The 25,317-nt window shown below is 61.8% G+C and carries 30 protein-coding genes and 3 pseudogenes; 11 read left to right on the top strand and 22 right to left on the bottom strand.

Annotated features, from left to right (window positions below; translation table 11 throughout):
* Positions 1-333 precede the first annotated feature (333 nt).
* The gene (locus N2604_RS34410; RefSeq protein ID WP_260372394.1) at positions 334-561 is read right to left on the bottom strand and encodes a hypothetical protein; all 228 of its coding nucleotides are present in this window, start codon (positions 559-561) and stop codon (positions 334-336) included.
* Positions 562-787: 226 nt separating this feature from the next.
* Here N2604_RS34410 and N2604_RS34405 point away from each other — a divergent pair, with 226 nt between their 5' ends.
* From N2604_RS34405 to N2604_RS34395, 3 genes are all read left to right on the top strand, one after another.
* The gene (locus tag N2604_RS34405; protein ID WP_260372393.1) at positions 788-1,879 is read left to right on the top strand and encodes a DUF1236 domain-containing protein; all 1,092 of its coding nucleotides are present in this window, start codon (positions 788-790) and stop codon (positions 1,877-1,879) included.
* 24 nt (positions 1,880-1,903) lie between these two features.
* Positions 1,904-2,221 (top strand): hypothetical protein, encoded by a 318-nt coding sequence (locus tag N2604_RS34400; RefSeq protein ID WP_260372392.1) that lies wholly within the window; start codon positions 1,904-1,906, stop codon positions 2,219-2,221.
* A gap of 1,339 nt (positions 2,222-3,560) precedes the next feature.
* Positions 3,561-3,788 carry a hypothetical protein gene (locus tag N2604_RS34395; RefSeq protein WP_260372391.1) on the top strand — a complete coding sequence of 76 codons (228 nt, stop codon included), beginning with the start codon at positions 3,561-3,563 and terminating at the stop codon, positions 3,786-3,788.
* 228 nt (positions 3,789-4,016) lie between these two features.
* Here the strand turns inward: N2604_RS34395 and N2604_RS34390 are convergent, their stop codons facing one another.
* Positions 4,017-5,114, bottom strand: coding sequence for a sensor histidine kinase (locus N2604_RS34390; RefSeq protein WP_260372390.1), 1,098 nt, complete (start codon positions 5,112-5,114; stop codon positions 4,017-4,019).
* A gap of 342 nt (positions 5,115-5,456) precedes the next feature.
* Positions 5,457-5,648 (bottom strand): hypothetical protein, encoded by a 192-nt coding sequence (locus N2604_RS34385; RefSeq protein WP_260372389.1) that lies wholly within the window; start codon positions 5,646-5,648, stop codon positions 5,457-5,459.
* A 94-nt stretch (positions 5,649-5,742) separates the two neighbouring features.
* On the opposite strand from N2604_RS34385, the gene N2604_RS34380 reads away from it, so the two are divergent.
* Complete coding sequence (locus N2604_RS34380; RefSeq protein ID WP_260372388.1) at positions 5,743-6,105, top strand: PRC-barrel domain-containing protein; 363 nt, start codon at positions 5,743-5,745, stop codon at positions 6,103-6,105.
* Between the two features lie 36 nt (positions 6,106-6,141).
* Here N2604_RS34380 and N2604_RS34375 read toward each other — a convergent pair whose 3' ends face one another.
* Positions 6,142-6,915 carry a response regulator gene (locus N2604_RS34375; protein WP_260372387.1) on the bottom strand — a complete coding sequence of 258 codons (774 nt, stop codon included), beginning with the start codon at positions 6,913-6,915 and terminating at the stop codon, positions 6,142-6,144.
* Between the two features lie 481 nt (positions 6,916-7,396).
* On the opposite strand from N2604_RS34375, the gene N2604_RS34370 reads away from it, so the two are divergent.
* Positions 7,397-7,624: a hypothetical protein gene (locus N2604_RS34370; protein WP_260372386.1), complete on the top strand. Its 228-nt coding sequence runs from the start codon at positions 7,397-7,399 to the stop codon at positions 7,622-7,624.
* Positions 7,625-7,718: 94 nt separating this feature from the next.
* On the opposite strand, the gene N2604_RS34365 is transcribed toward N2604_RS34370, so the two are convergent.
* Both N2604_RS34365 and N2604_RS34360 read right to left on the bottom strand, forming a co-directional pair.
* Positions 7,719-7,913, bottom strand: a complete 195-nt coding sequence (locus tag N2604_RS34365; protein WP_260372385.1) for a hypothetical protein — start codon at positions 7,911-7,913, stop codon at positions 7,719-7,721.
* 272 nt (positions 7,914-8,185) lie between these two features.
* Positions 8,186-8,362 (bottom strand): hypothetical protein, encoded by a 177-nt coding sequence (locus tag N2604_RS34360; protein ID WP_260376437.1) that lies wholly within the window; start codon positions 8,360-8,362, stop codon positions 8,186-8,188.
* Here N2604_RS34360 and N2604_RS34355 point away from each other — a divergent pair.
* Together N2604_RS34355 and N2604_RS34350 are read left to right on the top strand one after the other, a co-directional pair.
* Positions 8,361-8,528: a hypothetical protein gene (locus N2604_RS34355; RefSeq protein WP_260376436.1), complete on the top strand. Its 168-nt coding sequence runs from the start codon at positions 8,361-8,363 to the stop codon at positions 8,526-8,528. The two genes, N2604_RS34360 and N2604_RS34355, sit on opposite strands and share 2 nt — an antisense overlap.
* A 459-nt stretch (positions 8,529-8,987) precedes the next feature.
* Complete coding sequence (locus N2604_RS34350) at positions 8,988-9,155, top strand: hypothetical protein (protein WP_260372384.1); 168 nt, start codon at positions 8,988-8,990, stop codon at positions 9,153-9,155.
* A gap of 526 nt (positions 9,156-9,681) precedes the next feature.
* On the opposite strand, the gene N2604_RS34345 is transcribed toward N2604_RS34350, so the two are convergent.
* Together N2604_RS34345 and N2604_RS34340 are read right to left on the bottom strand one after the other, a co-directional pair.
* Positions 9,682-10,020, bottom strand: coding sequence for an isochorismatase family protein (locus tag N2604_RS34345; RefSeq protein ID WP_260372383.1), 339 nt, complete (start codon positions 10,018-10,020; stop codon positions 9,682-9,684).
* Between the two features lie 222 nt (positions 10,021-10,242).
* Positions 10,243-10,491, bottom strand: a complete 249-nt coding sequence (locus tag N2604_RS34340) for a hypothetical protein (protein WP_260372382.1) — start codon at positions 10,489-10,491, stop codon at positions 10,243-10,245.
* Positions 10,492-10,873: 382 nt separating this feature from the next.
* On the opposite strand from N2604_RS34340, the pseudogene N2604_RS34330 reads away from it, so the two are divergent.
* Positions 10,874-11,806 (top strand): annotated as a pseudogene (locus N2604_RS34330) (Ku protein).
* Positions 11,807-12,837: 1,031 nt separating this feature from the next.
* On the opposite strand, the pseudogene N2604_RS34325 reads toward N2604_RS34330, so the two are convergent.
* From N2604_RS34325 to N2604_RS34300, 5 genes and pseudogenes are all read right to left on the bottom strand, one after another.
* A pseudogene (locus N2604_RS34325) lies at positions 12,838-13,122 on the bottom strand (FAD-dependent oxidoreductase); the annotation flags it as partial.
* Positions 13,123-13,266: 144 nt separating this feature from the next.
* On the bottom strand, positions 13,267-13,449 hold the full coding sequence (locus tag N2604_RS34320; protein WP_260372381.1) for a hypothetical protein: 183 nt from the start codon (positions 13,447-13,449) through the stop codon (positions 13,267-13,269).
* A 49-nt stretch (positions 13,450-13,498) separates the two neighbouring features.
* Positions 13,499-13,867, bottom strand: coding sequence for a hypothetical protein (locus tag N2604_RS34315; RefSeq protein WP_260372380.1), 369 nt, complete (start codon positions 13,865-13,867; stop codon positions 13,499-13,501).
* Between the two features lie 174 nt (positions 13,868-14,041).
* Positions 14,042-14,278, bottom strand: a complete 237-nt coding sequence (locus N2604_RS34310) for a hypothetical protein (RefSeq protein WP_260372379.1) — start codon at positions 14,276-14,278, stop codon at positions 14,042-14,044.
* Between the two features lie 404 nt (positions 14,279-14,682).
* Positions 14,683-14,892, bottom strand: coding sequence for a cold-shock protein (locus N2604_RS34300; RefSeq protein ID WP_080140125.1), 210 nt, complete (start codon positions 14,890-14,892; stop codon positions 14,683-14,685).
* A 422-nt stretch (positions 14,893-15,314) separates the two neighbouring features.
* On the opposite strand from N2604_RS34300, the gene rpsU reads away from it, so the two are divergent.
* Positions 15,315-15,596: a 30S ribosomal protein S21 gene (gene rpsU / locus N2604_RS34295; RefSeq protein ID WP_080140126.1), complete on the top strand. Its 282-nt coding sequence runs from the start codon at positions 15,315-15,317 to the stop codon at positions 15,594-15,596.
* Here the strand turns inward: rpsU and N2604_RS34290 are convergent.
* Both N2604_RS34290 and N2604_RS34285 read right to left on the bottom strand, forming a co-directional pair.
* A complete protein-coding gene (locus N2604_RS34290) occupies positions 15,586-15,864 on the bottom strand; it encodes a DUF1488 domain-containing protein (protein WP_128933069.1) in 279 nt (92 codons plus the stop codon). The genes rpsU and N2604_RS34290 overlap by 11 nt on opposite strands.
* A 109-nt stretch (positions 15,865-15,973) precedes the next feature.
* The gene (locus N2604_RS34285; protein ID WP_128947567.1) at positions 15,974-16,270 is read right to left on the bottom strand and encodes a hypothetical protein; all 297 of its coding nucleotides are present in this window, start codon (positions 16,268-16,270) and stop codon (positions 15,974-15,976) included.
* A gap of 469 nt (positions 16,271-16,739) precedes the next feature.
* On the opposite strand from N2604_RS34285, the gene N2604_RS34280 reads away from it, so the two are divergent.
* Positions 16,740-17,066, top strand: a complete 327-nt coding sequence (locus N2604_RS34280) for a hypothetical protein (RefSeq protein WP_260372378.1) — start codon at positions 16,740-16,742, stop codon at positions 17,064-17,066.
* A 459-nt stretch (positions 17,067-17,525) separates the two neighbouring features.
* Here N2604_RS34280 and N2604_RS34275 read toward each other — a convergent pair whose 3' ends face one another.
* Complete coding sequence (locus N2604_RS34275) at positions 17,526-17,756, bottom strand: hypothetical protein (protein ID WP_260372377.1); 231 nt, start codon at positions 17,754-17,756, stop codon at positions 17,526-17,528.
* Positions 17,757-19,077: 1,321 nt separating this feature from the next.
* Between N2604_RS34275 and N2604_RS34270 the strand changes: the two genes are divergently transcribed.
* A complete protein-coding gene (locus tag N2604_RS34270; RefSeq protein WP_260372376.1) occupies positions 19,078-19,275 on the top strand; it encodes a hypothetical protein in 198 nt (65 codons plus the stop codon).
* 20 nt (positions 19,276-19,295) lie between these two features.
* Here N2604_RS34270 and N2604_RS34265 read toward each other — a convergent pair whose 3' ends face one another.
* The 6 genes and pseudogenes from N2604_RS34265 to N2604_RS34240 all read right to left on the bottom strand — a co-directional run bounded on the left by N2604_RS34265 (position 19,296) and on the right by N2604_RS34240 (position 25,246).
* The gene (locus tag N2604_RS34265; RefSeq protein ID WP_260372375.1) at positions 19,296-20,471 is read right to left on the bottom strand and encodes a PHB depolymerase family esterase; all 1,176 of its coding nucleotides are present in this window, start codon (positions 20,469-20,471) and stop codon (positions 19,296-19,298) included.
* A gap of 4 nt (positions 20,472-20,475) precedes the next feature.
* Positions 20,476-20,896: pseudogene (locus N2604_RS34260) on the bottom strand (CopG family transcriptional regulator).
* A 251-nt stretch (positions 20,897-21,147) separates the two neighbouring features.
* The gene (locus N2604_RS34255) at positions 21,148-22,347 is read right to left on the bottom strand and encodes an IS256 family transposase (RefSeq protein WP_260372374.1); all 1,200 of its coding nucleotides are present in this window, start codon (positions 22,345-22,347) and stop codon (positions 21,148-21,150) included.
* A 140-nt stretch (positions 22,348-22,487) separates the two neighbouring features.
* Entirely contained in the window at positions 22,488-23,387 is a 900-nt protein-coding gene (locus N2604_RS34250) for a hypothetical protein (RefSeq protein WP_260372373.1), read from the bottom strand.
* A 129-nt stretch (positions 23,388-23,516) separates the two neighbouring features.
* Entirely contained in the window at positions 23,517-24,509 is a 993-nt protein-coding gene (locus N2604_RS34245; RefSeq protein WP_260372372.1) for an AAA family ATPase, read from the bottom strand.
* A 272-nt stretch (positions 24,510-24,781) separates the two neighbouring features.
* Positions 24,782-25,246, bottom strand: a complete 465-nt coding sequence (locus tag N2604_RS34240) for a hypothetical protein (RefSeq protein WP_260372371.1) — start codon at positions 25,244-25,246, stop codon at positions 24,782-24,784.
* Positions 25,247-25,317 lie beyond the last annotated feature (71 nt).

Here is a 25,317-nt window from a genome sequence, read left to right as displayed (position 1 = left end):
TCGAGGTAGCGCAACGCGGCATTCTGCTCGCGAAGCCGACACTGACAGGCGGTGCAGATGAGACCAACCTCAGAGACAATGCGCTCGCGAATGCTGTGTCTGCCTCAGGTGGCCGGCTCAAAGTTTTCGCGAGTTCAACAAAAAAAGCTCGCCCGGTTTGCGGGCGAGCCTTTCGCGCGAGTTGATGCTCGCTCAGTGCATGTGGACTAACCAATAGCCGACGCCGCCGACAACGAGCACGGCAGGAACGGCCCACAAAATCAATACTGGCGTCTTCTCCTCCATTTGCTGTCAGGACGCTCTCGCCAGGCCGGCTCGGCTTGGCGAGACCGTTTACTGCTCGGTGCAGACCTTGGTGGTCTTCACGGCGGACTCGGCCTCCGTCTTGGTCTTGTAGACGCCGTTGCCCACGACGGTCGTGGTGGTCGTGGTCGGCTTGGTGTCGACCACGGTGCACTTCTTGGTGGTCGCGTCGCGGACGATGTAGAACTCGGCGGCGCCGGCGGCCTGGGTGCCAAGGGCGAAAGCGGCGAGCGCGCCGCATACAATCAACTTCTTCATGATGTCCTCCTCAGAGTTCGTAGGTAGCTACTGCCAACGGGGAGTTGTCATCGAAGTTCCGGTTGTTCCCGATCGCGAAAGCCGTCGTGCCATTTCGCTACAGCTCATCCGGCTTCTCGAAAAAAATGCACCCCCAGATTGCCAAGTTTTCGATTGCCAAGTTTCCCGAAATGGAACCGCGCCGATGGATTGGGGTTGATCGACATCCACATTTGGAGGTTTCCAGATGAACAAGCGTTTATTCTTGGCCACGACCGCTGCAGTCGCCATCGCAACTTCGGCGTTCGCGCAGTCTTCTCCGAGCACGTCGAATTCCAATCCGACCGCGACACAGCGTCAGCAGGATTCCCCGTCGACCACGTCGCCCAGCTCGTCGGGGTCCGCGCAGACCAATTCTTCGACGAATTCGGCTCAGACGCAGTCTCCATCCTCGACCGGCCAGACCGCGGCGGGCCAGTCGTCCAATTCGGGCAGCGGCACCAACACGACGCAGGCGCCTGCTTCGAACAATTCGACCAACCAGGCTCAGACCAATCAGCCGTCCGGGCAAACCACGACGCCGTCCAACGAGGCGCAGACCAACACTCCTTCGAACACGAACAACCAGACGCAGAGCGCCAACCCGCCGTCCTCAAGCACCAACCAGGCGCAGTCGCCGTCGGGTGGCAGTTCGACCAACACGGCCCAGCAGCCGAACAGTCAGCAGAACACGGTCGACCGTTCGTCCAACAGCAACGTGAATGCGTCGGTGAACATCAACGACCAGCAGCGGACCCGCATCAGCGCGTCGATCTCGCACCTGAACGTGCAGCCGCTCACCAACGTGAACTTCTCCTTGTCGGTGGGCACCGTCGTCCCGCGCGACGTCCGCCTGCAGCCGTTACCGCCCGAGGTCGTCGAGATCGTGCCGCAGTACCGCGGTTACAACTTCGTCCTGGTGAAGGACGAGATCGTCATCGTCGAGCCGTCGACCTACAAGATCGTGACGGTCCTGCCGTACTCCGGCCGTGCCACGGCGGCCGCGCCGGTGCGGACGGAGCAGCGCAAGGTGACGTTCAGCGACCGCGATCGCGAAGTCGTCCGCAAGCACGTCAAGGCGCGCCCGGTCGAGCGCGAGAAGCGGGTGACCACCGGCAGCTCGGTGCGGACCGAAATCCGCACCGGCGAGCGCGTGCCTGACGGCGTGGAGATCGAGGCCTTCCCGGAAGACGTCTATCGGGATGCTCCGACCCTTCGCGAGTACCGGTACATCAATCGGGACAGCCGCACCTACATCGTCGAACCCCGCGAACGTCGCGTCATCGAAGAGATCGATTGATCTCGCAACGGAAGGAGAAGAACCATGAAGACCATTTTGCTGGGAGCGCTCGGGGCCACCCTGATGGCGGCCTCTGCGAATGCCGCCCCGCTCGCGCCTGCGGCCATCGCGTCGGCCGAGCTTGGTGGCGTCGAGCAGGTCCGCCTCGTCTGTGACGAGTACGGCCGCTGCTATCGGACCCGCGGTCCTCGGTACGTCCAGCGCTACTACGGCGGGGACGACGGGTACGTGGTCCGCAGAAGCTACGGCTATTATGGCGGCCCCGGCTACTACGATCGCGGCTACGGCTACTATGGCGGTGGCCCGAGCATCGGTTTCAGCTTCGGTACCCGGAGTTGGTGAACCAGACAAAGGGCCGCTCTTTCGAGCGGCCCTTTCGCTGGCAATCCTAGGATGTCCGCTCTTGCAAATTTGATAGTACACAAAGAGCAATTGTTGGCGCGACTCGAAGCCCATCCCGGCCCCAATGAGCGAAGTGAAATCCAGGCGCTGCTCGCCAAGATCGAAACCGCTCTCAAGCTACCGGAGCCGCAGGGCGCTCCTCTGACGAGCGGCAAATAGCGAGACTCACCTCAGGGTTTGAGGCGATGACGATGATGCGATTAGTTGCCAACTTGACGGCGGGTTGTCTAACCCTCGCCTATGCCGCTTACGCCGAGGCGCGCTCCTATCCAATACGCGCCTTCGATGGTGCGTGGCACCTGATCTTCGAGACGCGGTCCGGATCCTGCGATCCTAGCTACAATTTCGACGTGAACATCTCGAATGGCAACATCTCTCATCCAAACCTTGTCAGATTTCGGGGGCGCGTATCGAGAACCGGCGCAGTGCGCGCTTCTGTAACCGTTCAGGACAAGCATGCCGCAGGCGCCGGCAGATTGGCGCCGACGAGTGGAATGGGATCTTGGAGTGGCTATTCCGGCGCTACCAGGTGCAGCGGTGTCTGGAAGGCGACCAAGGTCTAGGAGAGTTGTCGCTTCCACTGGAAAAGCACCTTCCGATGCTCCACTTTTCTGCGCGCCGCTCCGCCTCAAGCACGCGGGCGCGAAGCCTTTTCAATTCGGATAATTGAGACGTGAGCTGTTCCAGACGCGCATGCAGCAGCATAGCGGCGTCAACGCGAAACCATCGTATTCACGGATGTCGTGTAAACCCCCAAACCAAGCCTAGGAACAAACTTGGATCATCGCCCGCCGGTGGACCAATCGGGAAAATGATGCAATCGCGACTGAAATCCGCCGACGTTGTTCCAGCATCTACATATGTGAATCGTATGTTGCCTTACCCGAAACTTAATCGGCGGATCCATCAGGTGTAGCGCGAATGTGCGTCAGCGTCGTTCCGTGGCGCAGCTGCTTGGGTCCAGGATTCCGATGCCGGCGCGGAAGGGATAGTGTTCGGCGACTGTTGACGGAAGCTCAGCTCGGGAGAGAGGCCCCAGCTCGGGGGGCTAGGGAGGCTATGAGCTGGGGCCATTCGGGGTTCACCCCCGGGGTAGGGGGGCTGGGGAAAACTTGGCACTCGCGCTATCGTTCCTCTATGCGCAACTAGTTTCGCGTTGCTTCTCGGCGGCGCTCTTCTGGCCGACGCCTGCATGGGTGCAGAAGTTAAAATTAGCGGCAATGATGCAATGCTCCCACAGCACATCGGTGCTACGCTACCCCGAGCGGGGATATGACAGTTGGCCATCTATCGAATACTTCAAAACTCACCTCTAGGGCCGGAAGAGATTGCACGGCTTTCGAGGGCCTATGAAGAGGCGCTCCGCAGGATCGGCGTGCAGGATCGCAACGACCCGCTGACCGAACTGATCGCCAAGAAGATCATCGAGGTCGGTCAGACCGGCCTCAAGGATCCCGCCGAAATCTGCGGCCGGGCGGTCGAGGAATTGGGCCTGCCGGAGGGATGATTGGCAAGCGCAAGACCGCGAGCCGTTCGATCTGGAGTGCCCCTCGTCGGAGTGGGCGGCCGGTACCGCTGCTCTGAAAGATTGCCGCTCTCGTCGACAGAAACGCGCCTTCTGGAGGTGAGGACAACCAACTGGGTCCCGCACATTGCCAAAATGGAATGACGTTCGTAGCCCATGCCGAGGCCGATCCGGGCCATGGCCTAGCTGTCGTCAGCCTTCTTGCCGGTCTCAGCGTGCAGTCTTCGATATCGCTGCAGTTCTTCGGGTATCTTCGGCGATTGGGCAGCCATGGTCTGTCGCGATCTCCAAACCGTCTACGCCAGAACGGGTCGCGGGTTGCAGCCGCCTTCGGCGAAATTCAGCGCATTCGCCGCTCAGGCGTCGAGCGCGAGCGAGGCCTGGACCTCGCACCCCTCTGGAAGCGGCCTTCTCACCACGGTGCCTTTCATCTGCGTCGCCAGAAGGCCGACGAGCCGGGTGCCGAGCCCGCTCCTGACGTCGGCCGGACAGCCGACGCCGTCGTCCCGCACCGTCACCAGGACGCGCTCGTCCTTGGCGCACCTCGACGGCGCCCTGGCGGCCTTCCGGAAAGGCGTACTTGAAGCAGTTCGTGACCAATTCGTTCACGATCAGCCCGATCGACGCCGCCTGCGAGCTCCGCACCTCGATGTTCTCGCAGCGAACGCCGATCGAGATCGTGCGCACGCCGCGATGGAAGTCGGCCAGGCTCCCGCATAAGGCTTCGATATAGGGCGCGAGTGCGATGCGGCTGCTGTCGGCGGTATCGCGCAAGCGATCGTGGACCTTCGCCACCACGTCCACCCGGCTCACCGCGGATGCGATCGCCATTTGAACCGCTGGGGCAGTTGCCGAGCGGGCCTGGAGCCGGAGGACCGAGACGATCATGGCGAGGTCGTTCCGCGTTCTGTGCGCGAGCTCCTGCAGCAGTACCTCGGTATAGCGTTTCGCCTCGGAGAGCTTGTGCAGCGTGCTCCTGAGGAGCTCGGTGACGGCAGCGATGCAGATGCCCGTCAGAATGAACAGGATGAGTGGGATCGCAGCTGAGGATGGTGGGTCCGGGATCAAGTAGGCGGCGGCGAGCGCGGCACCTGCCGCGGTGGCCACGAAACCGCTGCCGCGATTGAAAAGAAAGGAGGACAGGAAGATAGCCGGTATGAACAGCAGAACAGGGTAGGAGCGCAGGTGATCGTCCAACATCACCCGGGCGATGAAAGCGATGCCCACCAGACCGAGCGTCAAGGTGTAGCGCACCCAGATCGGAAAGTCCGACCTCGCCGTCAGGAGGCGTTGCAGAAAGGCTTCCATTCGAGAGCAACGTGTCCTCGGCGCTCGATGTTCCGACCTGAATCACACTCTCGCGTCGCTAGGGCTGCTTGCGCCAAGCCGGCCCGATCCGACGCCCCCTTGCCAGCAGCCGAGTTGTGCATCGCGTATTACAAAGCCGGTAAGGCCTGGAACGAGGCCGGGCCTGGCGACGGTCGACATAACGGTGCCGGACGATAGAGAACGGCCTTGGCGCTCGATCTCGCTGGTAGACGGCGAAGCGCTCTCGGCTCAGGTCGGTCCCATTGGGCCCGCCTCGGTCAGGTCCCATTGGGATCGCCGCCCAGAGCGCGCTTCATGACCCTGCTGACCGCCCCATCCCTGTCACGCGGAAACCGCCGCCCGCCCCGCGTCAGTGATGCGGTATTCGATGTCTCCGGATGGAAGCGGTTCGGTTTCCACCAAACCCAGCTCCACCAGCCGCGCCACCGTCTCATGGTCGAACAGCGGTGGGCTGATCCAGGATTCGCCGAGGAGCCTCTTCAGAAAATCGCGCTCCAGCTCGGTCAGCTCCATCTCGTCCTCCGCTCTTCCAGAACAAGTCCCCCTCGCCAGGAACGGAGCCATCGTCGTCCCGTTGATTCCAGAAGACAATATCAGGGAGGTCAACATGACCATGGAAGATCGCGAGACGTCCAGCCTGATCGGAAGCGACAAGGTTGAGGGCACGAACGTGTACGGGGCCGGCGGAGAAAAGGTCGGCTACATCGAGCGCGTCATGATCGACAAGATCAGCGGCAAGGTGGCCTACGCAGTGCTCAGTTTCGGCGGCCTGCTCGGTATCGGCGACGATCACTATCCGCTGCCTTGGCAGGCCTTGAAATACGACACCAACCTCGGCGGCTACGTCACCGGTATCACTCAGGACCAGCTCCGCGGCGCCCCCAAATACGCCGACGAGAGCAGTTGGAATTGGAGCGACCCGGCGACGACGCGCTCGGTGAACGCCTATTACGGTGTGCCGATCGCGTGACGACAGGCACAGCCGTTCGCTGATGTGGCGCGTCGCCTAGAGCCGCTCCGGAAGCGGCTCGATGACTATCGGGAAAAACCGGAAACCTTCGCCATCGCGTAGAGTTGGCATCGACTTGATGCGATCTCCGGAGCGTGAGGGATGGTCGACGAAGTCGCGGTGAGACAGGCGGCAGAGATGGCCTGGACTGTGTACCGGGCGATGCACCCTGATGTCGGCGCTCAGGACAGTCGGCGCTGTCTGCTCGAGCGTCATCTGCAAGGGAGATGGGAAGCCCGAGAGGGCATACCGAAGAACTGACAAGCTTCGGCCTCGCCTACTGCACCGGCTTCCCGCGGACGAATGCTGACGGGCCTGAAGATGCTCGTCGCGCGCGTAGCCCGTGGAAGCACAAGACCGATTTGGACGCTGCTCGCCATCTCGTATCTCTTTTCGGCGGTCATCGTGATGGCCGTGCGATGCGCATTCGGGGCCTAGCCAATGCGGATTGCCCCGCTTGCTCCGTTGGCCGGGAGCGTCCCACACGATGCGGCTGCCAGGCACGGGGCGTGGTGTACTGGGCGAGAAGCCCGTGGCGTAGACGACCGGCAGTTCCGGATCCTGCTCGCGGAAGCGCTCCGCGATCTGCCACCCGTCGACTTGTCCGGGCAGCCTGACGTCGGTGACCAGCACGTCGGCGGCCCGGCGCTTGCACCACTCCAAAGCTTCCTCGCCGGTGCTCGCGTGGATGACATGGTAGCCCGCCTCGCGCAGCGCTTCGACGACGAATTCGCGGATCCGAGGGTCGTCCTCGACGAGAAGCACGCTCACTGGTGACTCACAACGAAATGGGCATCCGTTAAAGCAGTCGAACGGCCCAATGGATCGGTCGTTCCCGAAGGGAAAAACGAACGGCATGACCCCGATCGGGCGGCCCTCAGATCGAGAAGAACGTAGCGGGTGCCGAAAGTCGAACGTCGGAGAGCTCTCGAAGGGCGTGGAGCGAATGTTCACTTTTGCACTCAAGCACCCTCGCACCTTGAGAGTTCGAGCAACTGGCTACGCATCACCGAGAAGAAGACACACGCCCCCCGTCCAGGCAATCCGACCTGCCCCGCTTTCCCGCATCGCACTCACGCGATCCTTGAGCCCCGAACCGATGCGGCGAACGCATCTGGGATGACCGATTCAGACTCGCTATCCCGCCACAAAAGGCGCATGGTCAAACCATCACCGGCCAAGGCTCTGTCCGTAGGCGCCGGTGGCTGAGAGACCGATCGCGCTGCCGCCTGCAAGGCAAGGGAGCGCCGCTATGCCGATCACACCCCTACTCATAGACGGCAGTTTTGAACCGGAGCAACGGCACGTTCTGGAATTGGCATTCAATGCCGCTCTCCGCAGAATCGGCTTGGTCGATCGCAAGGACCCGGTTTGCGAGATCGTGGCCCGGAGAATGATCGCCGTTCACCGGCGCGGCGTCACCGATGCGGTGGCGCTCTGTGAGATAACGATCCGGGAAATCGGCGTGCCGACCGAGTAGGGTCGGCTCGGTAGCTTGCGGAACGCGCCTGCGCGACCAATGAGACAGAAAGCCCGCGTTGGACTGGGCTGTCGCGCCGGCCGCCAGAGAGTAGTCAGGCTTCGCCGGAGCCAGAGAACAGCACGTTCGGCGGCGTTGCCCGTGGCGCCGGAGCGCGTCCCTGGCTTGATCCGCTGCTGTTGAGATCGTACCGCTTTGCCAGGTCGAGCAGCCGCCGCTTGGTGAACGGGTCCGCATGCTCGGCCAGATCGCGCGCCCGCTGCGCGAAGCCTTTGTAGAACTCTTCCACGACGCCACCCCCGCAACATCACTGAAAATCGGATTTCAGTGCGGAGCGCGCGCCGCGTCAAGTGGTCTGACGCATCCGGAGCGACGAGGGGCAATATGGGCGGCGTCACAGGACGAAGCGTCCGCCGGCAAACCTGCCATTGCTTTCCGGTCGCTTGGCTCGGAGCGACCGGGCTGACGACATTCCGAATTAGTAGGAACAAACGGCCTGTCGTGGGAGTCGTTCGGGTGTGCTGAACATCGCGCGTTGTGCACCGCCATGCGTTATGTGGCCTATGAGTCGATCAATGCGGCGTCGTCCATGCAGTCTATGAGCTGGAGTGCGGCGCCGATGACGACGCAAGGTGTCGAGCCGCGAAACTCCTTGGGGCACATCCGGTCATAGAGGTCTGGAGCGGCGCTCGGTGCGTCGGGCGATTGACCGCCGATGCGCCCGAGGAAGAGGATCATGCGTCCGCGCCCGATCAACGGCATAGCGCCTGACAAGACCGAGGGCGACATTGCGCGCGAGCAGCTCGGCCCGCGCTGCGTCCCTGGCGCTCCGGATCCTGCCCGCATGGTGCCGCAAGCCGAGAAGAACACGCCCAAGCACATCGACCCCGGTCATACCGCTTGATGCGGCCGGGGCCGCGTCCCGCGATAATTGCGGCCATCGTCGAACGCGTTGCTTCGCGCGCCTGGCGAATTGTCTTGAGCGAGCGCTCCGTCCGGAACTAAGCTGGGGGCGGCGGGGGAAATCGGATGTCGGTATCGCACCAGGTGCGGAAGTTGTGCCCGATCTGCGGGAGGGCGATGAAGCTCGCCCCCGAGCGGACGGGGCGCGGCGGCGACCGATACGTCTGTCCCGTCTGCGACGATGATCCGCTGCACGATCCCGCCGCCCGGAGGTGGGTGGACAGTCCGTTGCGGCCGCCGGGGAAGTAGCGCCCGAACGAGCGCCAGTCTCCCGTCGAACGTCCAGGCCTGAGGCGCGTGCAACGCGTGGCGGGCCGTCCATTGCCGCGACAGGGCTGGCGCGATCGACACCAGCGCACCACCTCCTCTGGAGGTAGTGCTGGGAGCGTGGGGAGGTACGATGTCGACCGTCGCGAAGTTGCTGGCGCGGAAGGAACGGCTCCTGGCGCAGCTCGAGAGCGATCCCGGGCCGAACGAGCGCGAGGAGATCGAAAGCTTGCTCGCGCAGATCGAGACCGCGCTCAGTCTGCTCGAGCCCGGAAACGCCGCCGCGCCGAGCGAGGAATAGGATGGAGTGCAGATCGGCCCCGGCAGCTGTATCACTGCCGAGGCCGATCGTGCTCTCAAACTGTCCAAATGCTTTTTGCCGTCCAACCCGCAGGTCCGGGCTTCGTTCCATCGAACGTGCCCGCGGGTTGTTCTCGGAGCCGACGCCGTATCCTGCGGTCGCAAAATCTTGGAGCAGAGCCCGGAGTGCCTAGGAGCCCGGGGCTCCGCAACCGTAACGGCACCGGAGCACGCTCTCTTGCCGCTCGGTACGAAGCCAACTCTGCGCCTCCAAACACGGTTCGCTTTGAGGCATCTCAACTTCCCGTGGCTGATCGCCAAAAGGATCGACGTTGTTCCTCAAGCCGACTTGTGCAGACGGCGATGCTGAGGGAAATACTACCGCATGACTTCCCGCAGCTTGTCGGAATCTCCCCGGGCCCAGTTGCGCATGATCTCGCAACCGAAGGAGATCGCGGTGATCGGCCTTGCCCCGGCCTGGATCATCCGGTCGAACGCGCGTTGGTGCGCGGCCGGCGAGATGCCGCCTACGCGTCGGCGACCGGATAGACCTCGTAGCCTTCGGCCAGCATGTCGAGGGTCGGAAAGGCGAGGCAGACCTCGGTCCAGAGCGCCCCGATGACCACCTTGCGTCGCCCCGTGTCCTGGACCGCCTTGCGGAAGTCATCGTCTTCCCATGCATTGACGCCGGTGCGGTCGATTTCTTTCACTCCCGGCAGAGCCGCGCGGATCTCCGGAATCGTGCCTTCGTTCACGCCCATGTCGACCGCCACCGTCGAGAGCACCACAGGGATGCCGTAGGCCTGAGCGAGCTTGCACAGCGCAATCGCATTGAGGGTGATCTCCTCGCGCGAGGATGAAGTCACGCTGGAATACTGCTCAGGTTGGTAGTCGATGAGGACAAGAACGCAATTTTGCGGGTCAGAAGGTGATCGGCCTTCGGATCGCGGACGGGTTCGGGTCGCGTCTTTGCCACGTTATTTCTCTTCGAATGGAAGTGAAGCGGTGATCAGGTGATGATCAAGGTCTATACCACCAAGATCTCCTGATGCGAGCTTCCCCACCGTCGATTAGCCGGAGGTCGGCCATCACAAGGTGCTGAGATCGTCCGGCACCTCGCCGAACTTCCGGATCAGTCTGGCATCGCTGAAGTCGCCGCTGGACGGATCGCCGGTTCGGCTGAACGCGATGGCGCCGGCGTGACCGGGCTTCCGGGACAGAGCCTCGGCCCGCATCACCGCGGCGTTGGCGCTCAGGCACTCCGTCGCCTCCCCGGCGGCTAGGCCGTCGTCGGAGAAAACGAACGGTAGAGCGACATAGTAGGTCACATCAGCCATCTGCCTCATCCTTGCGTTCCCGCGCTCCTGGAAGCCGTCCACGGGCGTAGCCCGTTGAGACCTTCATCCGGAGCGCATTGAGCTGGGTCTCCAAGAAATCGTTGGCCACGATCAGCGCCTTTACCGCCTCTCGGGCATCACCGCCGCAGGCCGCGATCGCCTGGTCGGCGGCTGCTTCCAGGTCCCTCGGCGATGGGCTCGGTCTGGTCGGAGGCGGCTTTCATCGGATTATGTTCCCGTTTCGTTCTGAAGAGTCAAGAGACCCTCTCCCGAATTCCCATGGCGCGGCAGCCGGCGTCGGAAGAAACTCCGGATCAGCGGCTGGTCTGTCGGAACCGGCCACCCTCGTTCGTCTTGAATCCACGCCCGCCCAAACGGAGTTCTGAGTACATGGCCCCGTGCCAACTGGAAAGGCTTCCTGCGTCTGTCACTGGTGACCTGTCCGGTGGCCACTCTATCCGGCGACGTCCGAGTCCGAGAAGATCTCGTTCAACCAGCTCAACCGGCAGACCGGCCACCGCATCAAATACCTGAAGGTCGACGCCGACACCGGCGACGAGGTGCCGAACGAGGACATCGTCAAAGGCTATGAGCTCGACAACGGCCAGTACATCGAGGTCTCGAAAGAGGAGCTCGAGGAAATCGCGCTGGAGTCCACGCGCACCATCCAGATCGACGAATTCGTCGACAAGGCCGACATCGACCCGCGTTACCTGATCCGCCCCTACTACGTCCGCCCCGACGGCAAGGTCGGGCACGACGCTTTCGCCGTGATCCGCGAGACCATCCGCGCGATGCACAAGGTCGCGATCGGGCGCGTGGTGCTGACCAACCGCGAGCACATCATCGCGCTTGAGGCGATGGACAAGGGGCTCGTCGGTACCTGCTCCGCTACCCCTACGAAGTCCGTAGCGAGCAGGAATATTTCGACGAGATCCAGGATGTGAAGGTCACGAAAGACATGCTCGACCTCGCGAAGCACATCGTCAGTCAGAAATCGGGAGACTTCGATCCGGAGAAGTTCGAGGACCACTATGAGACCGCGCTGATCGATCTGATCAATCAGAAGCGCGCCGGCAAGCCGATCACCCCGAAGTCCAAGCCCGCGGCGACGAACGTCGTCGACCTGATGGAGGCGCTACGCCGATCCGTCGGCAAGGAGGCCGCCCCGGTGAGGGCCGCCAAGCCGGCCAAGAAGCCGCGCAAGGCGGCAGCCGGCCAGAAGGAGATGCTGATGCCGATCGAGGGTAAGAAGCCGGCGAAGGAGGCGGCAGCCAAGAAGCCGGCCGCCAAGCCGCAGCGGAAGTCGGCCTGAGACGCGTGCGACCACGTGAACGGATTGGAACTAAGGGCTTCGCGAGGCGTCGAGTCTCCGCCCCGGCACTTCCCCCAAAACCCCGCCGGGGGAAAACCTACCACTAGGTTGGCGGTCCGAATGCGCAGTTATAGCGCAAGGACCGTTTGCGCCCGGAGGAGGGAGCAATGAGCGATCGCATAGCGGACCGGAGAAAGGGTGTTTCGAGATGCGGGCGCCAAGGCACCGGCATCGGAGATCACGATTTGCCGCACACAACATAAGTTCACTTCTGAACCAAAGCGACTTGAGTTAGTTTACCCGCATCACCGGCTTCGGCTCTGCCCGTAGGCGTCGGTGGCTGAGAGACCGATTGCGCTCCCGCCTGCATGGCAAGGGAGCGTCTAATGTCAGCCTCAATTCGCAGACGATTGGCGGCTTACCAAGCGGAGGCCGTTGCACGGTCTCGGGATTTGGTAGCTCAATCAAAGGCGCTCCTCAGCAAGAGTGACCCGAGCACGTTTGCGGGGTCACAGCGACACCGAAACAACCCACGGGTAACGGCGAACGGCAACCAGTGCGATACCGCCCAAAGCGCAGGCAGTTTGCTCGGAGATGATTGAAATCCTCGGCTGCCTCTCAAGCAGCAAAAAAAGGGCCGGTCGTACAAAGCAGCTTTCGCTTACTGGGTGGCGATGACTCAGCCACCGCCGCCCGACAAAGAAAAACAATGCACCCGCTGCGGTCGCCGCTTGGCCGCATCGCATGCGATTTTGGACCCACGCACCGGTCGTATCCTTCGGCTGTTTCGCTGCGAATGCGGCGAACGGGTGTGGGACGACTAGTGGCGTCTCAGCTTACAACGAGGCGCGTAGATTTTCACTCTGCCGAGCGGCTTGTAGTTCGCTGCGGACCGCTCGGCTCTCAAGTACAGCCAAGCGGAGATCGGCAATGGCTACAACCCACGAAGAAACGCAACCGTTCATGTCTCGGCGATTGCGACTATTGGCGCGGGCAAAAAGCGTATTTGTCATTCCTCGAGAGAAGCCTGTCTAAGCGGCGCCAGCCTTCTTCGCGCTCTCATCCGCCGCGCAGGACGCGATCGCATCCTGATTCGCGGGACCGCCGCAGCATCGGGAGGCGCCGGCGGGGCCATCGACCCCACCGCGCGTGCAAACGCCGGTCTCAGGCAGCTCAAGCCCGACGCGCTCGGCGGCCTCTCTGTCTCCCGCGATGTGGGCAGCGATAGAGCGGACCTGTTCGTAGCCGGGGATCATCAGAAAGGTCGGGGCGCGGCCGGACGCCTCAATGCCCGCGAAGTAGAAGCCGCGATCATCCTGGCCCCCCTGCTCGATCTTTGACCCACATCAGACACGCACGTCAGGGTATTCCAAGGCCTGGAGTGTCGGCAGCATGCTTGGGAAGTGCGCTCGTCAAGCAGACGACCGTCTGTTCAACCGCCCAAGAACAGCTCGTTACGGTCAGTTCTGCCCTGCCTTTGCATCGCGTGCCAGTCGCTGCGCCTTTAAGCGCTCGCGATTTTCCTGGAAGGACCGCTGCGCCTTTGCGTAGTCGGTCGTTGGGGTCAGCGGCTCGCGAGCTTTGAATGCTTTGTTGGCCTCGCGAATGGCCCGATCACGGGCGAACTCTCTTTCTCTCATCATCTCTCAAACTCCAATTGAGCGGCGGCGCTTAGGCGCCATTCACGCTCGGTTATCGCTCGCCGCGGTCAGCAGATCGACTTGCCTTTCGGCGGTCGACGCGAACGCGGCTAAACTCTTCAGGCCCGTCAAGCAGGTGTCGCTTGCTCGCAGCTTTAACGTCGGCGGTCATGTTGGCACTGATCATATCGTCTATCGTCTCGCCGGCCATCTTGCGGGCGCGCCGCTCTTGCCTGTGTCCGGATGGGTCCGCTTCTTTCACCTTGAGACCACTTTCGACCAGCTCACACACCGCCTGCGACAAGGTGAGCCTCTCGGGTTGGCGCTCCGCCCACTTGACGATCGCCGCTCGCAGCAGAGGTGTCGGCCGAAAGACCATTGAGGCGTCGCGATTGCTACGGCTCTTCAATTTCGCGCTCATCTGCACCACAGGTTTGTGGTGGGAGGTGGGATGGTCGGCGTCGCTTTACGTACCAGGACAACAGGTGGCGCCTGCATCGGTTCCTCAACGTGGAGGGACGGACTGGCGCTCTGAAGGACAGCTGAGCCTCGCACGCGCTCGCAATGCGCCAAGCCGGGTGAGCTGCTCGTTCGCCTACAACATCGTCAGCTTGATCAAGCCGTCTTCGATCTGGCCAAGCGCGAACCGCTCGCGGGCTAGTTGCTCGAACCGCTTGCGGTGCTTGTGCAGATAGTTGAAAGCCTGATTTTGCGACGCGAAGTTGGTCTGAAGACGGCACATCTGCCGCACCGTGCCGATGGCCAGCACAAAGGTGACAGAATATCCGTTATGCGAGTTGACCTCGGGAGCGATCCGCACATCGTTCAGCATATGCCGTCTTCCACCTTTTGACGAAGCCTTGACTTCTTTCGGTGCTGATAGCGGCTGAACTCGGCAGCCCTATCCAGCATTCCCTTTGCTGCGCTTCTTCTTTGGTGGCGGCAGAGCTGTCCGCGCACTCGCTTCCTCCAACAGCCGGGCTTCCCGCAACGCGCGAAGCCGCTGCATGTTTAGACGGACTTCGACGGCCCGGCGGTTCGCATCTGCCAGAGCTTGCGCGCCTTCCTCCCGGGCCACACGCTGCCGGTTGGCGCGCGCGACGCTATCAGGGGAAGGCTCACCCGTCCTCTTGCCAGTCATGTCTCATCCAAATTGAAACGCGCAATGCCGCTCAAGCCTGTGATCGAGCGGGCCGCACTGCCGTCTCAGTACATCCGTGAAACGGCGCTACGATATCAAGCCAGCGAGAGGTTCTCAGCGCTGACCTTGCCTCGCATCTTGTCGGTCTTGATCTCGAAAGCGACCTTCTGACCCTCTCCGAGTCCGGAAAGGCCAGCTCGTTCAACAGCGCTGATATGAACGAACACATCGTTGCCGCCGTCGTTCGGCTGAATGAAACCGAAGCCCTTTTGGCCATTGAACCACTTAACAGTACCTGTCGTCATTTTCTTCTCCAAAGCGCGCAAGCGCGTGCCGCGTGACAATCACACGGTGATCTTCAACTTCGTCGATGTCTTTGGAAAAGGAGCCCGCGGGCGCATTCAACACGGCACAGCGGCTAATCGAACAACTGCCAATATATATCACCTTTCGGATTTTGCAAGGAGGAAAGCCGTTTTGTTTCGCCTGGCCATATCTGGTGCTCCGGCCAGAGAGTGACCTGTATGAAGGGCTTTCTTGATTGACACTCGTCAACGACGGTGGTCACGTTGATGTCACTACTAGGCTGCATCGCTGTTTAAGCAGATCAGCACCTCGACTCCGGTGACGAATGTCGCCGCCGCTATCCTCAAAATCGCAATGAAGCTCCTGCGCATTGGCTGCATGTAGGAAGTACCGCATTTGCAGCCACAAGGGAGGACATCGATTGCAGGTACTTGTCAGAGACAATAATGTTGAGCAGGCCCTTCGTGTTCTCAAGAAGAAGATGCAACGCGAGGGCGTGTTCCGGGAGATGAAGCAGCGGCGCTCCTACGAAAAGCCGTCGGAGAGAAAGACCCGCGAGAAATCCGAAGCTATTCGACGAGCGCGCAAGCTCGCCCGCAAGCAGGCGATTAGAGAAGGACTGCTGCCCGCGCCGCCGAAAAAGAAGCCTTTCGAGCGCAAGCCGCCTTTGCCAGAGGTCAAAGCACGCGTTCCTACGACCTGAAATCGATGCCTCGCAGTACGATGCCCGGTGGCGTGCCTTCGAACTCCGTCGCGCGATATTTGCTTGCGGCACATGCTTCGATACGATCCCGCAGGCGGGTGAACTGGGCTTCGCGCTGCTCGGGTCTGACTTGCGGCCCGCCCTCGAGATGGTCCATCGCAGAGGTTGAGATCGCGCAGGGAATCTCCTTAGCGCCATCGTGCATAGAGAACCGAACAATCATCCGGTCGTATTCGTGGCCGATGAAACGGCCGCTGGTCAGTGTCATGGCTTACTCCGCTCCTGATTGCGTGCGGCATTATCGCGCGCTCAAATCACGGCCTCCCGTGACTATGCGCTTCCCGGTCGCGCGCTGATGCAGGCAGCGCTCGTTCGCCTCAGTCCTCCCCCGACAGCCGGACGAAATCGTCGAACAGTGCTGCCACTAGGGCGCGGTGGCGCGTGTCCTCGGGGGGCAGGCTTGCAGCATAGAGGTTGAGAAGATAACGCGCTTTGGCTGCGGCTTCCGGCCATGACGCGGCAGCCACTGTCAGCAGGCGGTTCTCCAGATCGGCCTCGCGCTCACGCAGCTCGCGGACATTGTTCTCGACCTCGGCCAGCGCTCGGCGCAAATCGGTCGCTTTCTGCGCGGCCATCCCACGATGCTTGTCGAGATCGACGGTGTGGTCAGTCACTGGCGATACCCGCATCCCGGTTGGGCCCTGCGGACACAGGCCATTCGATGCCGCGGATGCGGAAAGAATGCCCAAACGCGATGGTTTCGCCGCGAGCGCATAGTCATGCAAGCTTGCCCTTCGCAAGTGAAGCCCGACCGATGCCGGCTGGGACGACCATGCGCCCATGGCTCGACAATAGCCAGCACTATCCTCATCGGCGGTAGCCGACTTCCTCCCGGCAGCCGCTGCGCCGCATTTAGCGCTCGCTAAAGGCGCCGCGGGGGCGTAGGGTCGCTGCCATCACCGCACTTCTCAACGGGTTCGAGCGGTGACTGAGGGTCACGTGTGCTCCCGCCGAAGGCTTCGCAGGAGCGTTCGATGCAGCGTTTTCGCTTTTCGGAATGGATCGTGCCGCCGGTGATCGTTCCCTTGTTTCTTCTACTTCTGGTGTGCGGAGCCGCCGTCCTCAATGGCTAGGGCAACCCGGGTGCCGTATCTGGTCAGTGGGACCAACGAATACGGCGGCTCCAATCTCGGGCGTGGCAGTGCATCAGTCGCGCTGCGGCTCGCCAGAAGATTTCTGCGTGAAGGCTACATGGACGTCAGGGTCTGCACTCCGCGGGGTCGCGTGCTGCAGTCAAATGAACTCGACGAACTCAAACCACTAAAGGAGAGCGACATGGCGAAGGGACAGCAACGCGGCAATCGCGAAGCCAAGAAACCGAAAAAGGAAAAGGTCAAGGTGATCGCCGCAGCGCCGAGCCGCAAGGAAGCGGCTTGGCAGCCTGATTTCGGGCCTGCAAAGAAGAAGTAGCATAGAGCCGAGCAGACGGATCCTATCTCGCTAGTCAGGCGAGCGGATCACTGAACTCATTGCCCACGCCCCCTTCAATGGCTCCGATCGCAGGTCAACCTTTAGGCGACAGCTTATTTTTGGCGTCTATCGGCTCGGCGGCCATCCGGACTCAGAAAATAGGAACGGCTCGTCGAGGACTCGCGTTGGCCCTGCCATTGGTACTCTGCCCAGGTAAAGTAGATGCAGAGGCAGCGCTGTATTGTCTTGGGGGCTTTGTTCTCGATCGCTCTGATCGCGGGGATCTGCACTGTGGCTCTGCCGAAAGCTTCGTTTGACCATGGAGGCGTGCCGCACACTGATCCATCTATGCTTCTGGTGTCTGAGAACAGCCCATACATGCGGAACGAGCGCTAGGTACTCTAGATCCTCCTCGCCCACGTACTCTCCGTGTTTGCCGTCTTTCTCCGGTCACCAAACCTAAGCGTACGGCGGCACGTTCACGAGGGTCCCAATCAGGCGGAGGAGGGCCTGATGCTCCGGTCCTTTCGGCTCGCTGCGCAAAAAATCGCCGAGTTCGATGTGCGTCAGTCGACCGCCAGAAGGTGCATTTGGCTGATGAATGACGAAAGCCTTGCCATTGGCGGGCTCGCGCCCGAGAAACCAGGCATCGCCGTTGGTACTTCGATAGAGCTCACGTCGTTCGCTCATCTGAGGCTCCCTGTAGGGCTAGTTTTGTAATCATCCGGCCTTCCCGAACCGTTTTCGTTGTTGCGGATGGCGGATCACACCAGGGGACACATTTCAGCTAAGACCGATTCCTCTGCTTACCTCGCGGACTTCTCCCGGCGCGAGGCCGCCGGTTAAGGCGAGTGCCGCAGCTTCGTCGCATCCGCTGAACCATCCACGATCGATCACTTTAGCAGTCCATCCCTCTGGGATGACATCCAAGACCAGCTGAACGGCCTCTTCCTCCGTACCGGCCGCTAACCAAAACCGGCACTCGCCATCGTCAGTAATGACCCGCAGAAGATGCGCTTCCATGTATGTGAACAGGCTGACGCATGCTTGGTTGCTATCCGCCGGCACCGCAAGACCAGTTGCACCTGTCGGCCCCCTAGGGTCGGTCCAAGCGGACTTCGCTAATGCCGCGCCTGAGAGGCGATAGCTGTCCTGAAGGAGCGCACTTCCACCTAGCAGCCGGCGGCTTCAACGGCAGAATCAGGCGTTGCAATGTGCCGGTATTGGTTTCAGCACCTCCATGGCGCGCTCGAACAGGTGGAACCTATCAATCCCGTGGAGCAGTTAGTCACCAGTTCGCTGGTATTTTGAAACATCTCGGCCTGTAGGGCTTTAGTTCGCATCGCCGGTCTTGGCACCTACCACAGGAGCGCCGGCGGCGGAGAGATGCGCTCTCCCGCCCTTTGTTGAAGCGGAACGTCGAATGTGTGCCAGATGTGACGCGGTCGATCTTCAGTTAGTCTATCTTAATTCCGTGCTCGATCGGGCGACAGAGGTGCTCGCGCAGACCCTCCTTCGATACGACATCAGTGAACTGACGGACGAGAAGGCGACCCTCCATTCGGAGCATCGGGTTTCCGCCCACTATAGAATGTTAGCTCACCATTTGGAGGCTGCCTCTTCTCTCACTGAGGAATTGGGCCTCGCAAAGGTTGAGGTTGACGCCGCGAGGGAGAGTTTCGGCCATTATCTGAGTTAGCAAGCGGCCCAAACAAAATCGGGCGACCCAGCCGAGACGTGCTAACGGCAGGGATGAAGACACCCCTCATCATCGCACTACTCATCCTGTGGTCGTCAGTCACGGCGGCTCAGACACCCATCTCTAAGCCAAGACCGAATGACGAGTCCGTGCGGGAGCAGATCAGGGCCGTCCGCGCGATTCGAGGACCACTACGAAACCGCACTGATCGATCTGATCAACCGGAAGCGCGCAGGCAAACCTACCCGCTAGGTTGGCGGTCCGAATGCGCAGTTATAGCGCAAGGACCGTTTGCGCCTGGAGGAGGGAGCAATGAGCAATCGCATATCGGACCGGAGAGCGCCGATCGCGGCCGAGCGGGAAGCTCGAAAGGTGTTTCGAGATGCAGGCGCCAAGGCGCCGGCCTCGGAGTATGGGCGCGACCAACAGGCATTCCATGCGAGCCGGGAGCGCCTGAAGGCGGAGCGGCTGGCTTGCGAGGCGGCCGTCAACCACAAGCCCAAGGCCTGATCGTTGCGTCCTCAGTGACCCTAGTAGTTTCGTCTCCGCTGCAGCGAATGTTCGAGAAAGAAACGCAGCATCTCCCTCGTCGCATCCGGTCCGTCCGGATCGGTGTAGGAGCCGGCGGGGCTGCCTCCCGCCCATGCGTGTCCGGCTCCGTGGATTTCCCAGTGTTCGAGGATTCCGCGCCCGCCGGCGTCGGTGTAGACCGTGCGGGTGTAGGCATGCCCTCCAGGTACCCGCCCGCGATGCACCTTCGCCTTCGTGCGAGATCTGCCGATCGACTGTCGGACGATCCGAGCGCCGTTTTTGGAATGCACCGTGGTGTCGCGATCGCCGTGGAAGACGATTGTCGGCACGGGCGGGCCGCCGCTCGGCATTGCCTCAGGTCCGCCGCCTTGCTTCATGGCCATCAGCGCGGAAGGAAGGTCGCTGGCTGCTCCGCAGGCCAGTCCGGAATGAATGCCGATCGCCGCGTACAAATCGCCGTACGTCGATCCCATGACCGCCGCGGCCGCGGCCCCGGCGGACAGTCCGGCGACGTAGACGCGTTCCGGATCGACCGAATGGTCGCGCATGATCTGGCGGGTGATGCCGGCGATGAGCGAGGGCTCGCCTCGGCCGCGCTGCTGGTCGGCCGGCCGAAACCAGTTCCAGCATTTCGCCTGGTTCGCTTCCGGCTGCTGCGCGGGGTAGGCCACGAAGCAGGTCTGTTCTTCGGCGATGAAGTTCATCCGCGTGCCGGCGGCGAAATCCTCCGGCGACTGCGTGCAGCCGTGGAGCATGATCACCAGCGGAATGGCCTGGCCATGATAGCCGCTCGGGATGAACAGCCGGTAGGCGCGGCTTCCCGCGGCATTTGCGTAGACGCCTTCAACGAACCTGGCGCCGTCCGGCACGGTATCCGCCATGGACGGCGGGGGGCGCCCCAGCGATCCTCGGAGTCCGAGCCCGTGGATGCTGTTGGCGAGGTCCACTGCCGGCTTGGCCGCCCGACGCGGACGTCTCGTCTCGGTGGCGTTCGCCTTGGCGTTGATGGTCGGCGGTTCTCTTCCTGCAGCAAGGGCAGGGTGGCCGGTCCTCGGTGCGGTAGCGCCCCGTTCTTTCTCGCCCCGAAGCATGCGCTGAAGCAGCGCGGTGGCCTCGACGAGTTGGCCCGAGCGCGTGAGGCGTGTGGCTTCGCGAATGATGTCCTGGTTCAACATGACCTTACCTCGTCCTATCAGCGAGAGCGGACTTGACCGCCGGACTGGCATGCAGGGCCCCCCAGCACAGAGACCGATGCAATCGTCGCGCGGGCGAGCTCGGGCGTGACGTCCTGCGCGATGGTGGCGAGACCCAGAACATTGACGTGCAGCATCTCGCCCACCCTCCGTGCCGCCTCGAGATCCTCGCGGCTGTAGTGTCGCAAGCCCAGGTCCAGGCTCTTTCGCGCCGTGGACTGCTTGACCACTTCGGCATGGCGTTCGAGCTGGTTGCGGATGGCGGTCCGGATGAAATCCGTGCGGTTGGAGTAGAAGCCTTCCTGCACCATCAAATCGACCTGACCGAGATCGACAAAACCAAGATTGATCGTGATTTTTTCCGTGTCGGAAGGCTTTGGTCGAATTTCGTGAACATTGCTCGGCATCACATCACCATCCGTACAGCATCCAATTGGATGGTATATGGATGGGCGGAATTGGCCGTCAAGGGGGCCTGCCACACGGATCGTGGCAGACGGTGCCGAGATATTTGGGATCCAGAGCGCGCTCTTGCTTAGCTCACGCGTCTGCGGGCGGCTGCCGCCGTGAGGACGGTCGGACGGGCGAAGCGATCGTGTCCCTGAGCGTGGTGTAACTGGCGGTGGGACACCGCGTTCGCCGGCAAGAGCCGGACTGGTCAGCTGGCGATAGCCGGGAGGCTGACGGTTGGATCATCGCTCAACGGCGCGATGGTTTCCAGCGTCATGTAACGGGCGCGCTGGACGGTCCATTCATCATTCTGTTCGAGCAGGATCGCGCCGATGAGGCGGACGATAGCGTCCTCATTGGGGAAGATGCCGACGACCTCGGTCCGGCGCTTGATCTCGCCGTTGAGGCGCTCGATCGGGTTGGTCGAGTGCAGCTTGGTGCGGTGCTGCGGCGGGAACGTCATGTAGGCCAGCACATCGGTCTCGGCCTCGTCGAGGAAGCCGGCGAGCTTGGGTAGCTTGGGGCGGAGCTGATCGGCGACCTTCCGCCATTGCGCTCGTGCGGCCTCGGCATCGTCCTGGGCAAACGCAGTGGCGATGAAGGCGGAGACGACACGCCGTCCACTTTTGCCGGCATGGGCCAGCGCGTTGCGCATGAAGTGCACGCGGCAACGCTGCCAACTGGCGTTGAGCACCTTGGCGACGGTCGCCTTGATGCCCTCGTGGGCGTCGGAGACGACCAGCTTGACGCCGCGCAGGCCGCGGCGGGCGAGCTTGCGCAGGAACGCCGTCCAGAATGTCTCGGCCTCCGAGGGACCAATGTCCATGCCGAGAACTTCGCGCCGGCCATCGCTGTTGACGCCGACCGCGACGATCACCGCGACCGACACGATGCGCCCCTGCTGGCGCACCTTCACGTAGGTGGCGTCGATCCACAGATAGGGCCAATCGCCCTCGATCGGGCGAGCGAGGAACGCCTTCACCTTGTCATCGATCTCCGCGCACAGCCGCGAGACCTGGCTCTTGGAGATGCCGCTCATGCCCATCGCCTGCACCAGATCGTCGACGGAGCGGGTCGAGACGCCCTGCACATAAGCTTCCTGCACCACGGCGGTGAGCGCCTTCTCGGCCATCCGGCGCGGCTCCAGAAAGCCGGGGAAGTAGGAGCCTTTGCGCAGCTTGGGAATGCGCAGCTCGACCGTGCCGGCGCGGGTCTCCCAGGTCCGGTCGCGGTAGCCGTTGCGCTGCGCCAGACGCTCGGGGTTCTTCTCGCCGTAGGCGGCCCCGGTCTGGCCTTCCACTTCCAGCTCCATCAGGCGCTGGGCAGCAAAGCCGATCATCTCGCGCAGCAGATCCGCATCAGGGGTCTTCTCCACGAGCGTGCGGAGGTTCATCATCTCATCGGTCATCGGTGGTTCCTCGAATCAGGTTGGTGTCAGCAACCCGACCCTACCGGCGAACTGCCGGTGACCACCGCAAAGCCGCCCGCCCGCTACGGCGCCATGGGAGGGCGCGCGTGCGGACGGCTTTGCTCTACCGAGCTACACCATCACCGGGGATCGTTCACCACGCGGGCGCTGAGAATTCGGACCGACCCAACGAAGTTTCTCTGGTCGAGCCGTTCGCGAACATCGCCGTAAGCGGCAATCCCCGCGACCTTTGTGCCATGTCCCCATACGTCGGCAGTGCCGAGTGCCGCTGGAACTGCAATTTGCTCCACAACGAGGCCGTCGAGCAAAGGATGCGCGTTCAGCCCGGAATCAATGATGCCGATGATCGGAGAGTCCCGCTCAGCTGGGATTGCTGGCGGTAAATCATGAACTGTAACACTAGGAACATCGTGTTCGCCCAAATCGGGAAGCGGAAGCAGATCGATGGACGCCACTTCCGGACGGTCGAAGAGTATCTTCAGCTCGCTCCCTCGAATGCGCAAACGGACCAGTGAGAAGCCTGAAGTGCCGATAAATGGTTGACCGACACTCTGGCCTCGGAGGTCGCCTTCGACATAAGCAATCAACGATCGCGCTCGCACTTCGCGATCAAACTGCTCGCCGGCATCCCACAATTCGACGTCCACGACGAAAACATTCCGGCCGTCGATATCGTCTAGCCCCACAATGCCAGATGCGGCAAGACGCGGTCCGATCCGGTCTTTCGGGTCAAGCTCACCTACTCGCTCGATAGAAGCGATAAGGGAGTTGTGGGGCGGGTTTTCACGGCCCTTTACCGGCCCCGCGATGAACCTCTCCACGCGATCGCGGAATGCCTCTAGTTCAAACGAGTCTGAGAAAAGGACGAGAATGTTGCCCGGATTTTGAGCCAAAACGTGCAGGCCAGCTCTCCGCCACTCGTCTTCGTCCACCGCGCTGGTTAGTTCGACCTTTAGGATCAGCTTAGGGTCGATTCCGGGGATGGGAGCCCGCGCTCGGGCGACAGCTATCGTTTCCACGACCTCCTCGGCGATGCGCGCTCCGTGCGCTCGGTGGTCGCGTTCCGGCGGCCGTCCAAAACCATGCTTTCTGCGGGGCTCTACGCGCGGCATGCGTAGAAGCGGAAGGTGCTCACGTGGGGGCATTCATCAGGTCGCCCGGGGCCGACGAGTTGATTGCGCCGCAGTTCTTCGGTTCGCGCTTTTGAGGGCCGCAGCGAAATCCGTCTCGCTCACCGCTTTCCGCTTCTTCAGGACCGCAGTCTTCACGGCATCGAGCGCTACGCGCTCGATTTCTGCATACGACAGACCATGCAGCTTAGCAGCGCTGGCGTCGACGTCGAAGTTGACAGGAAAGTTCTTGAAAACCAGTCGCAGTAACGAGCCGATTTGCTCGCGGCTTGGCGGTTCAAAAATCACCACATCGTCGAAGCGACGCCAGATGGCAGTATCCAAGCTGCTTTCGAGATTTGTCGCCGCTACGAAAACACCCCGTCCATGGTGGCGATCAATTAGCCCCAGTAAGCTGTTTACGACGCGCCGCAGTTCGTTGTGTTCGCCCTCGTCAGTCCGAGACCGAGCGAGTGCGTCGAATTCATCCAAAAATAGAACACATGGGCGGCGCGTCGCGTACTCGAAGAGGCGTCTGAGATTTGTAGCCGTTTGACCGAGCAACGATGATATCAGCGCATCCACGCGGGCCGTTAGAAGCGGCAGATCGAGCTCGCGCGCGATCACCTCGGCTCCAAGCGTTTTGCCGCAGCCCGGAGGCCCGCAGAACAGGATCTTCGACTTCACATGCAGTCGATGCCGTCGAAGTTCGTCGGCTCGTTTTTGTTCCTCGATCAAGGAATCGAAGCTGCTGCGAGCTTCCGAAGTCAAGACGATGTCCGACAGCCTCCGCGAGGGGTCGGTCGCGTCCACCAATTCGATGGCGGGATCCGAGGATGCGTCAAGGGAAGCGAGCTTTGGGGCGCCGCTGACGGGATGAACGCTGGAATCGAGAACTCGCTTAAGAGCGGCGGCCAGCGGAGCGTGGCCCATCCGATGTTCATCGTTGATGATAGTCATCGCCGCAGACCGAAATTCATCGGGACGGCCATAGCTCGCGATGAGCTTTTTGATCTGTTCAGCCTTGGCCATCTACGTGGGCGGCCCTCGACCGCAGATCATATCCAATGGAATGGAGGAATCGTACGAAAATACCGTGTTGGTCGCAAGACGCCAGTCAATTAATGGCACCGTCGGTGCGGCTCTGTGGGTATCTCTTGCCGAGCCAGCCGTTCAGCCACTTGCCCTTCTTGCGGAACAGCAGGGTCGCTCGGTTCGGATCGCCTCTAACGATGTGCTCACGCCGCCCGTCACGGCCCGACGGCGAGGTGAGAACTCTGACGCCTAATACCCGAGCGCTATTCTCAAATTCCAAGGCGGCCGGGTCGCGCTGGCTCCTCGGAGACTACCCGTTCCGCCCAATCGTCCAGCCACTTCGCCGACTTGCGGTAAACTGCAGCACGCGCGGCATCGTGAAGCATGATCTCCTTCAAAGCTTGGCCGGCGGTCGACTCCGCGAATGTGACCTGGCGATCCAAGAAATCAGTTCTATGCAGCCCGAAATCCTGGGTTAGGAACCACACGTCTTCGTTGGACAGGGGGCCGAGAAACATACGCGGTTCTCTGGGCGAGTCGTGGCAGACAGCCCAGCCGGGCGATCCTGAAGGCGCCCGGCGCTGCGTCCAGTTTTCCGAGTAGCAAAGCCTTGGCAAGGTGAACGCTTTGCCGATGAGATCGACGCTGGACTCCCGACCGCTCTGGTTTTCCATGTGAAGAACGACGCGGTCGCGCTCTACCATCGCGCGGAAGGCCACGTTCGCGATCTTCACCTCGTGGAATACTTCTCTAGAGCTCTTTGCACTGCTTTGCCTCCGATGACGAAGCGTCAGGCTGGAGCTGG

The sequence above is a fragment of the Bradyrhizobium sp. CB1015 genome (assembly GCF_025200925.1).
Classification (GTDB): Bacteria; Pseudomonadota; Alphaproteobacteria; order Rhizobiales; family Xanthobacteraceae; genus Bradyrhizobium.
This window is presented reverse-complemented; position numbering and strand designations above follow the sequence as displayed.

Excerpts from the sequence above, each read along its gene's own strand:
- N2604_RS34410 (WP_260372394.1), bottom strand. The coding sequence starts at position 561 with ATGAAGAAGTTGATTGTATGCGGCGCGCTCGCCGCTTTCGCCCTTGGC.
- N2604_RS34405 (WP_260372393.1), top strand. The coding sequence starts at position 788 with ATGAACAAGCGTTTATTCTTGGCCACGACCGCTGCAGTCGCCATCGCA.
- N2604_RS34400 (WP_260372392.1), top strand. The coding sequence starts at position 1,904 with ATGAAGACCATTTTGCTGGGAGCGCTCGGGGCCACCCTGATGGCGGCC.
- N2604_RS34390 (WP_260372390.1), bottom strand. The coding sequence starts at position 5,114 with ATGGAAGCCTTTCTGCAACGCCTCCTGACGGCGAGGTCGGACTTTCCG.
- N2604_RS34385 (WP_260372389.1), bottom strand. The coding sequence starts at position 5,648 with ATGGAGCTGACCGAGCTGGAGCGCGATTTTCTGAAGAGGCTCCTCGGC.
- N2604_RS34380 (WP_260372388.1), top strand. The coding sequence starts at position 5,743 with ATGACCATGGAAGATCGCGAGACGTCCAGCCTGATCGGAAGCGACAAG.
- N2604_RS34370 (WP_260372386.1), top strand. The coding sequence starts at position 7,397 with ATGCCGATCACACCCCTACTCATAGACGGCAGTTTTGAACCGGAGCAA.
- N2604_RS34355 (WP_260376436.1), top strand. The coding sequence starts at position 8,361 with ATGCGTCCGCGCCCGATCAACGGCATAGCGCCTGACAAGACCGAGGGC.
- N2604_RS34360 (WP_260376437.1), bottom strand. The coding sequence starts at position 8,362 with ATGATCCTCTTCCTCGGGCGCATCGGCGGTCAATCGCCCGACGCACCG.
- N2604_RS34350 (WP_260372384.1), top strand. The coding sequence starts at position 8,988 with ATGTCGACCGTCGCGAAGTTGCTGGCGCGGAAGGAACGGCTCCTGGCG.
- N2604_RS34340 (WP_260372382.1), bottom strand. The coding sequence starts at position 10,491 with ATGGCTGATGTGACCTACTATGTCGCTCTACCGTTCGTTTTCTCCGAC.
- N2604_RS34320 (WP_260372381.1), bottom strand. The coding sequence starts at position 13,449 with ATGATGAGAGAAAGAGAGTTCGCCCGTGATCGGGCCATTCGCGAGGCC.
- N2604_RS34315 (WP_260372380.1), bottom strand. The coding sequence starts at position 13,867 with ATGAGCGCGAAATTGAAGAGCCGTAGCAATCGCGACGCCTCAATGGTC.
- N2604_RS34310 (WP_260372379.1), bottom strand. The coding sequence starts at position 14,278 with ATGCTGAACGATGTGCGGATCGCTCCCGAGGTCAACTCGCATAACGGA.
- N2604_RS34300 (WP_080140125.1), bottom strand. The coding sequence starts at position 14,892 with ATGACGACAGGTACTGTTAAGTGGTTCAATGGCCAAAAGGGCTTCGGT.
- N2604_RS34290 (WP_128933069.1), bottom strand. The coding sequence starts at position 15,864 with ATGACACTGACCAGCGGCCGTTTCATCGGCCACGAATACGACCGGATG.
- N2604_RS34275 (WP_260372377.1), bottom strand. The coding sequence starts at position 17,756 with ATGAGCGAACGACGTGAGCTCTATCGAAGTACCAACGGCGATGCCTGG.
- N2604_RS34270 (WP_260372376.1), top strand. The coding sequence starts at position 19,078 with ATGAGCAATCGCATATCGGACCGGAGAGCGCCGATCGCGGCCGAGCGG.
- N2604_RS34265 (WP_260372375.1), bottom strand. The coding sequence starts at position 20,471 with ATGTTGAACCAGGACATCATTCGCGAAGCCACACGCCTCACGCGCTCG.
- N2604_RS34255 (WP_260372374.1), bottom strand. The coding sequence starts at position 22,347 with ATGACCGATGAGATGATGAACCTCCGCACGCTCGTGGAGAAGACCCCT.
- N2604_RS34245 (WP_260372372.1), bottom strand. The coding sequence starts at position 24,509 with ATGGCCAAGGCTGAACAGATCAAAAAGCTCATCGCGAGCTATGGCCGT.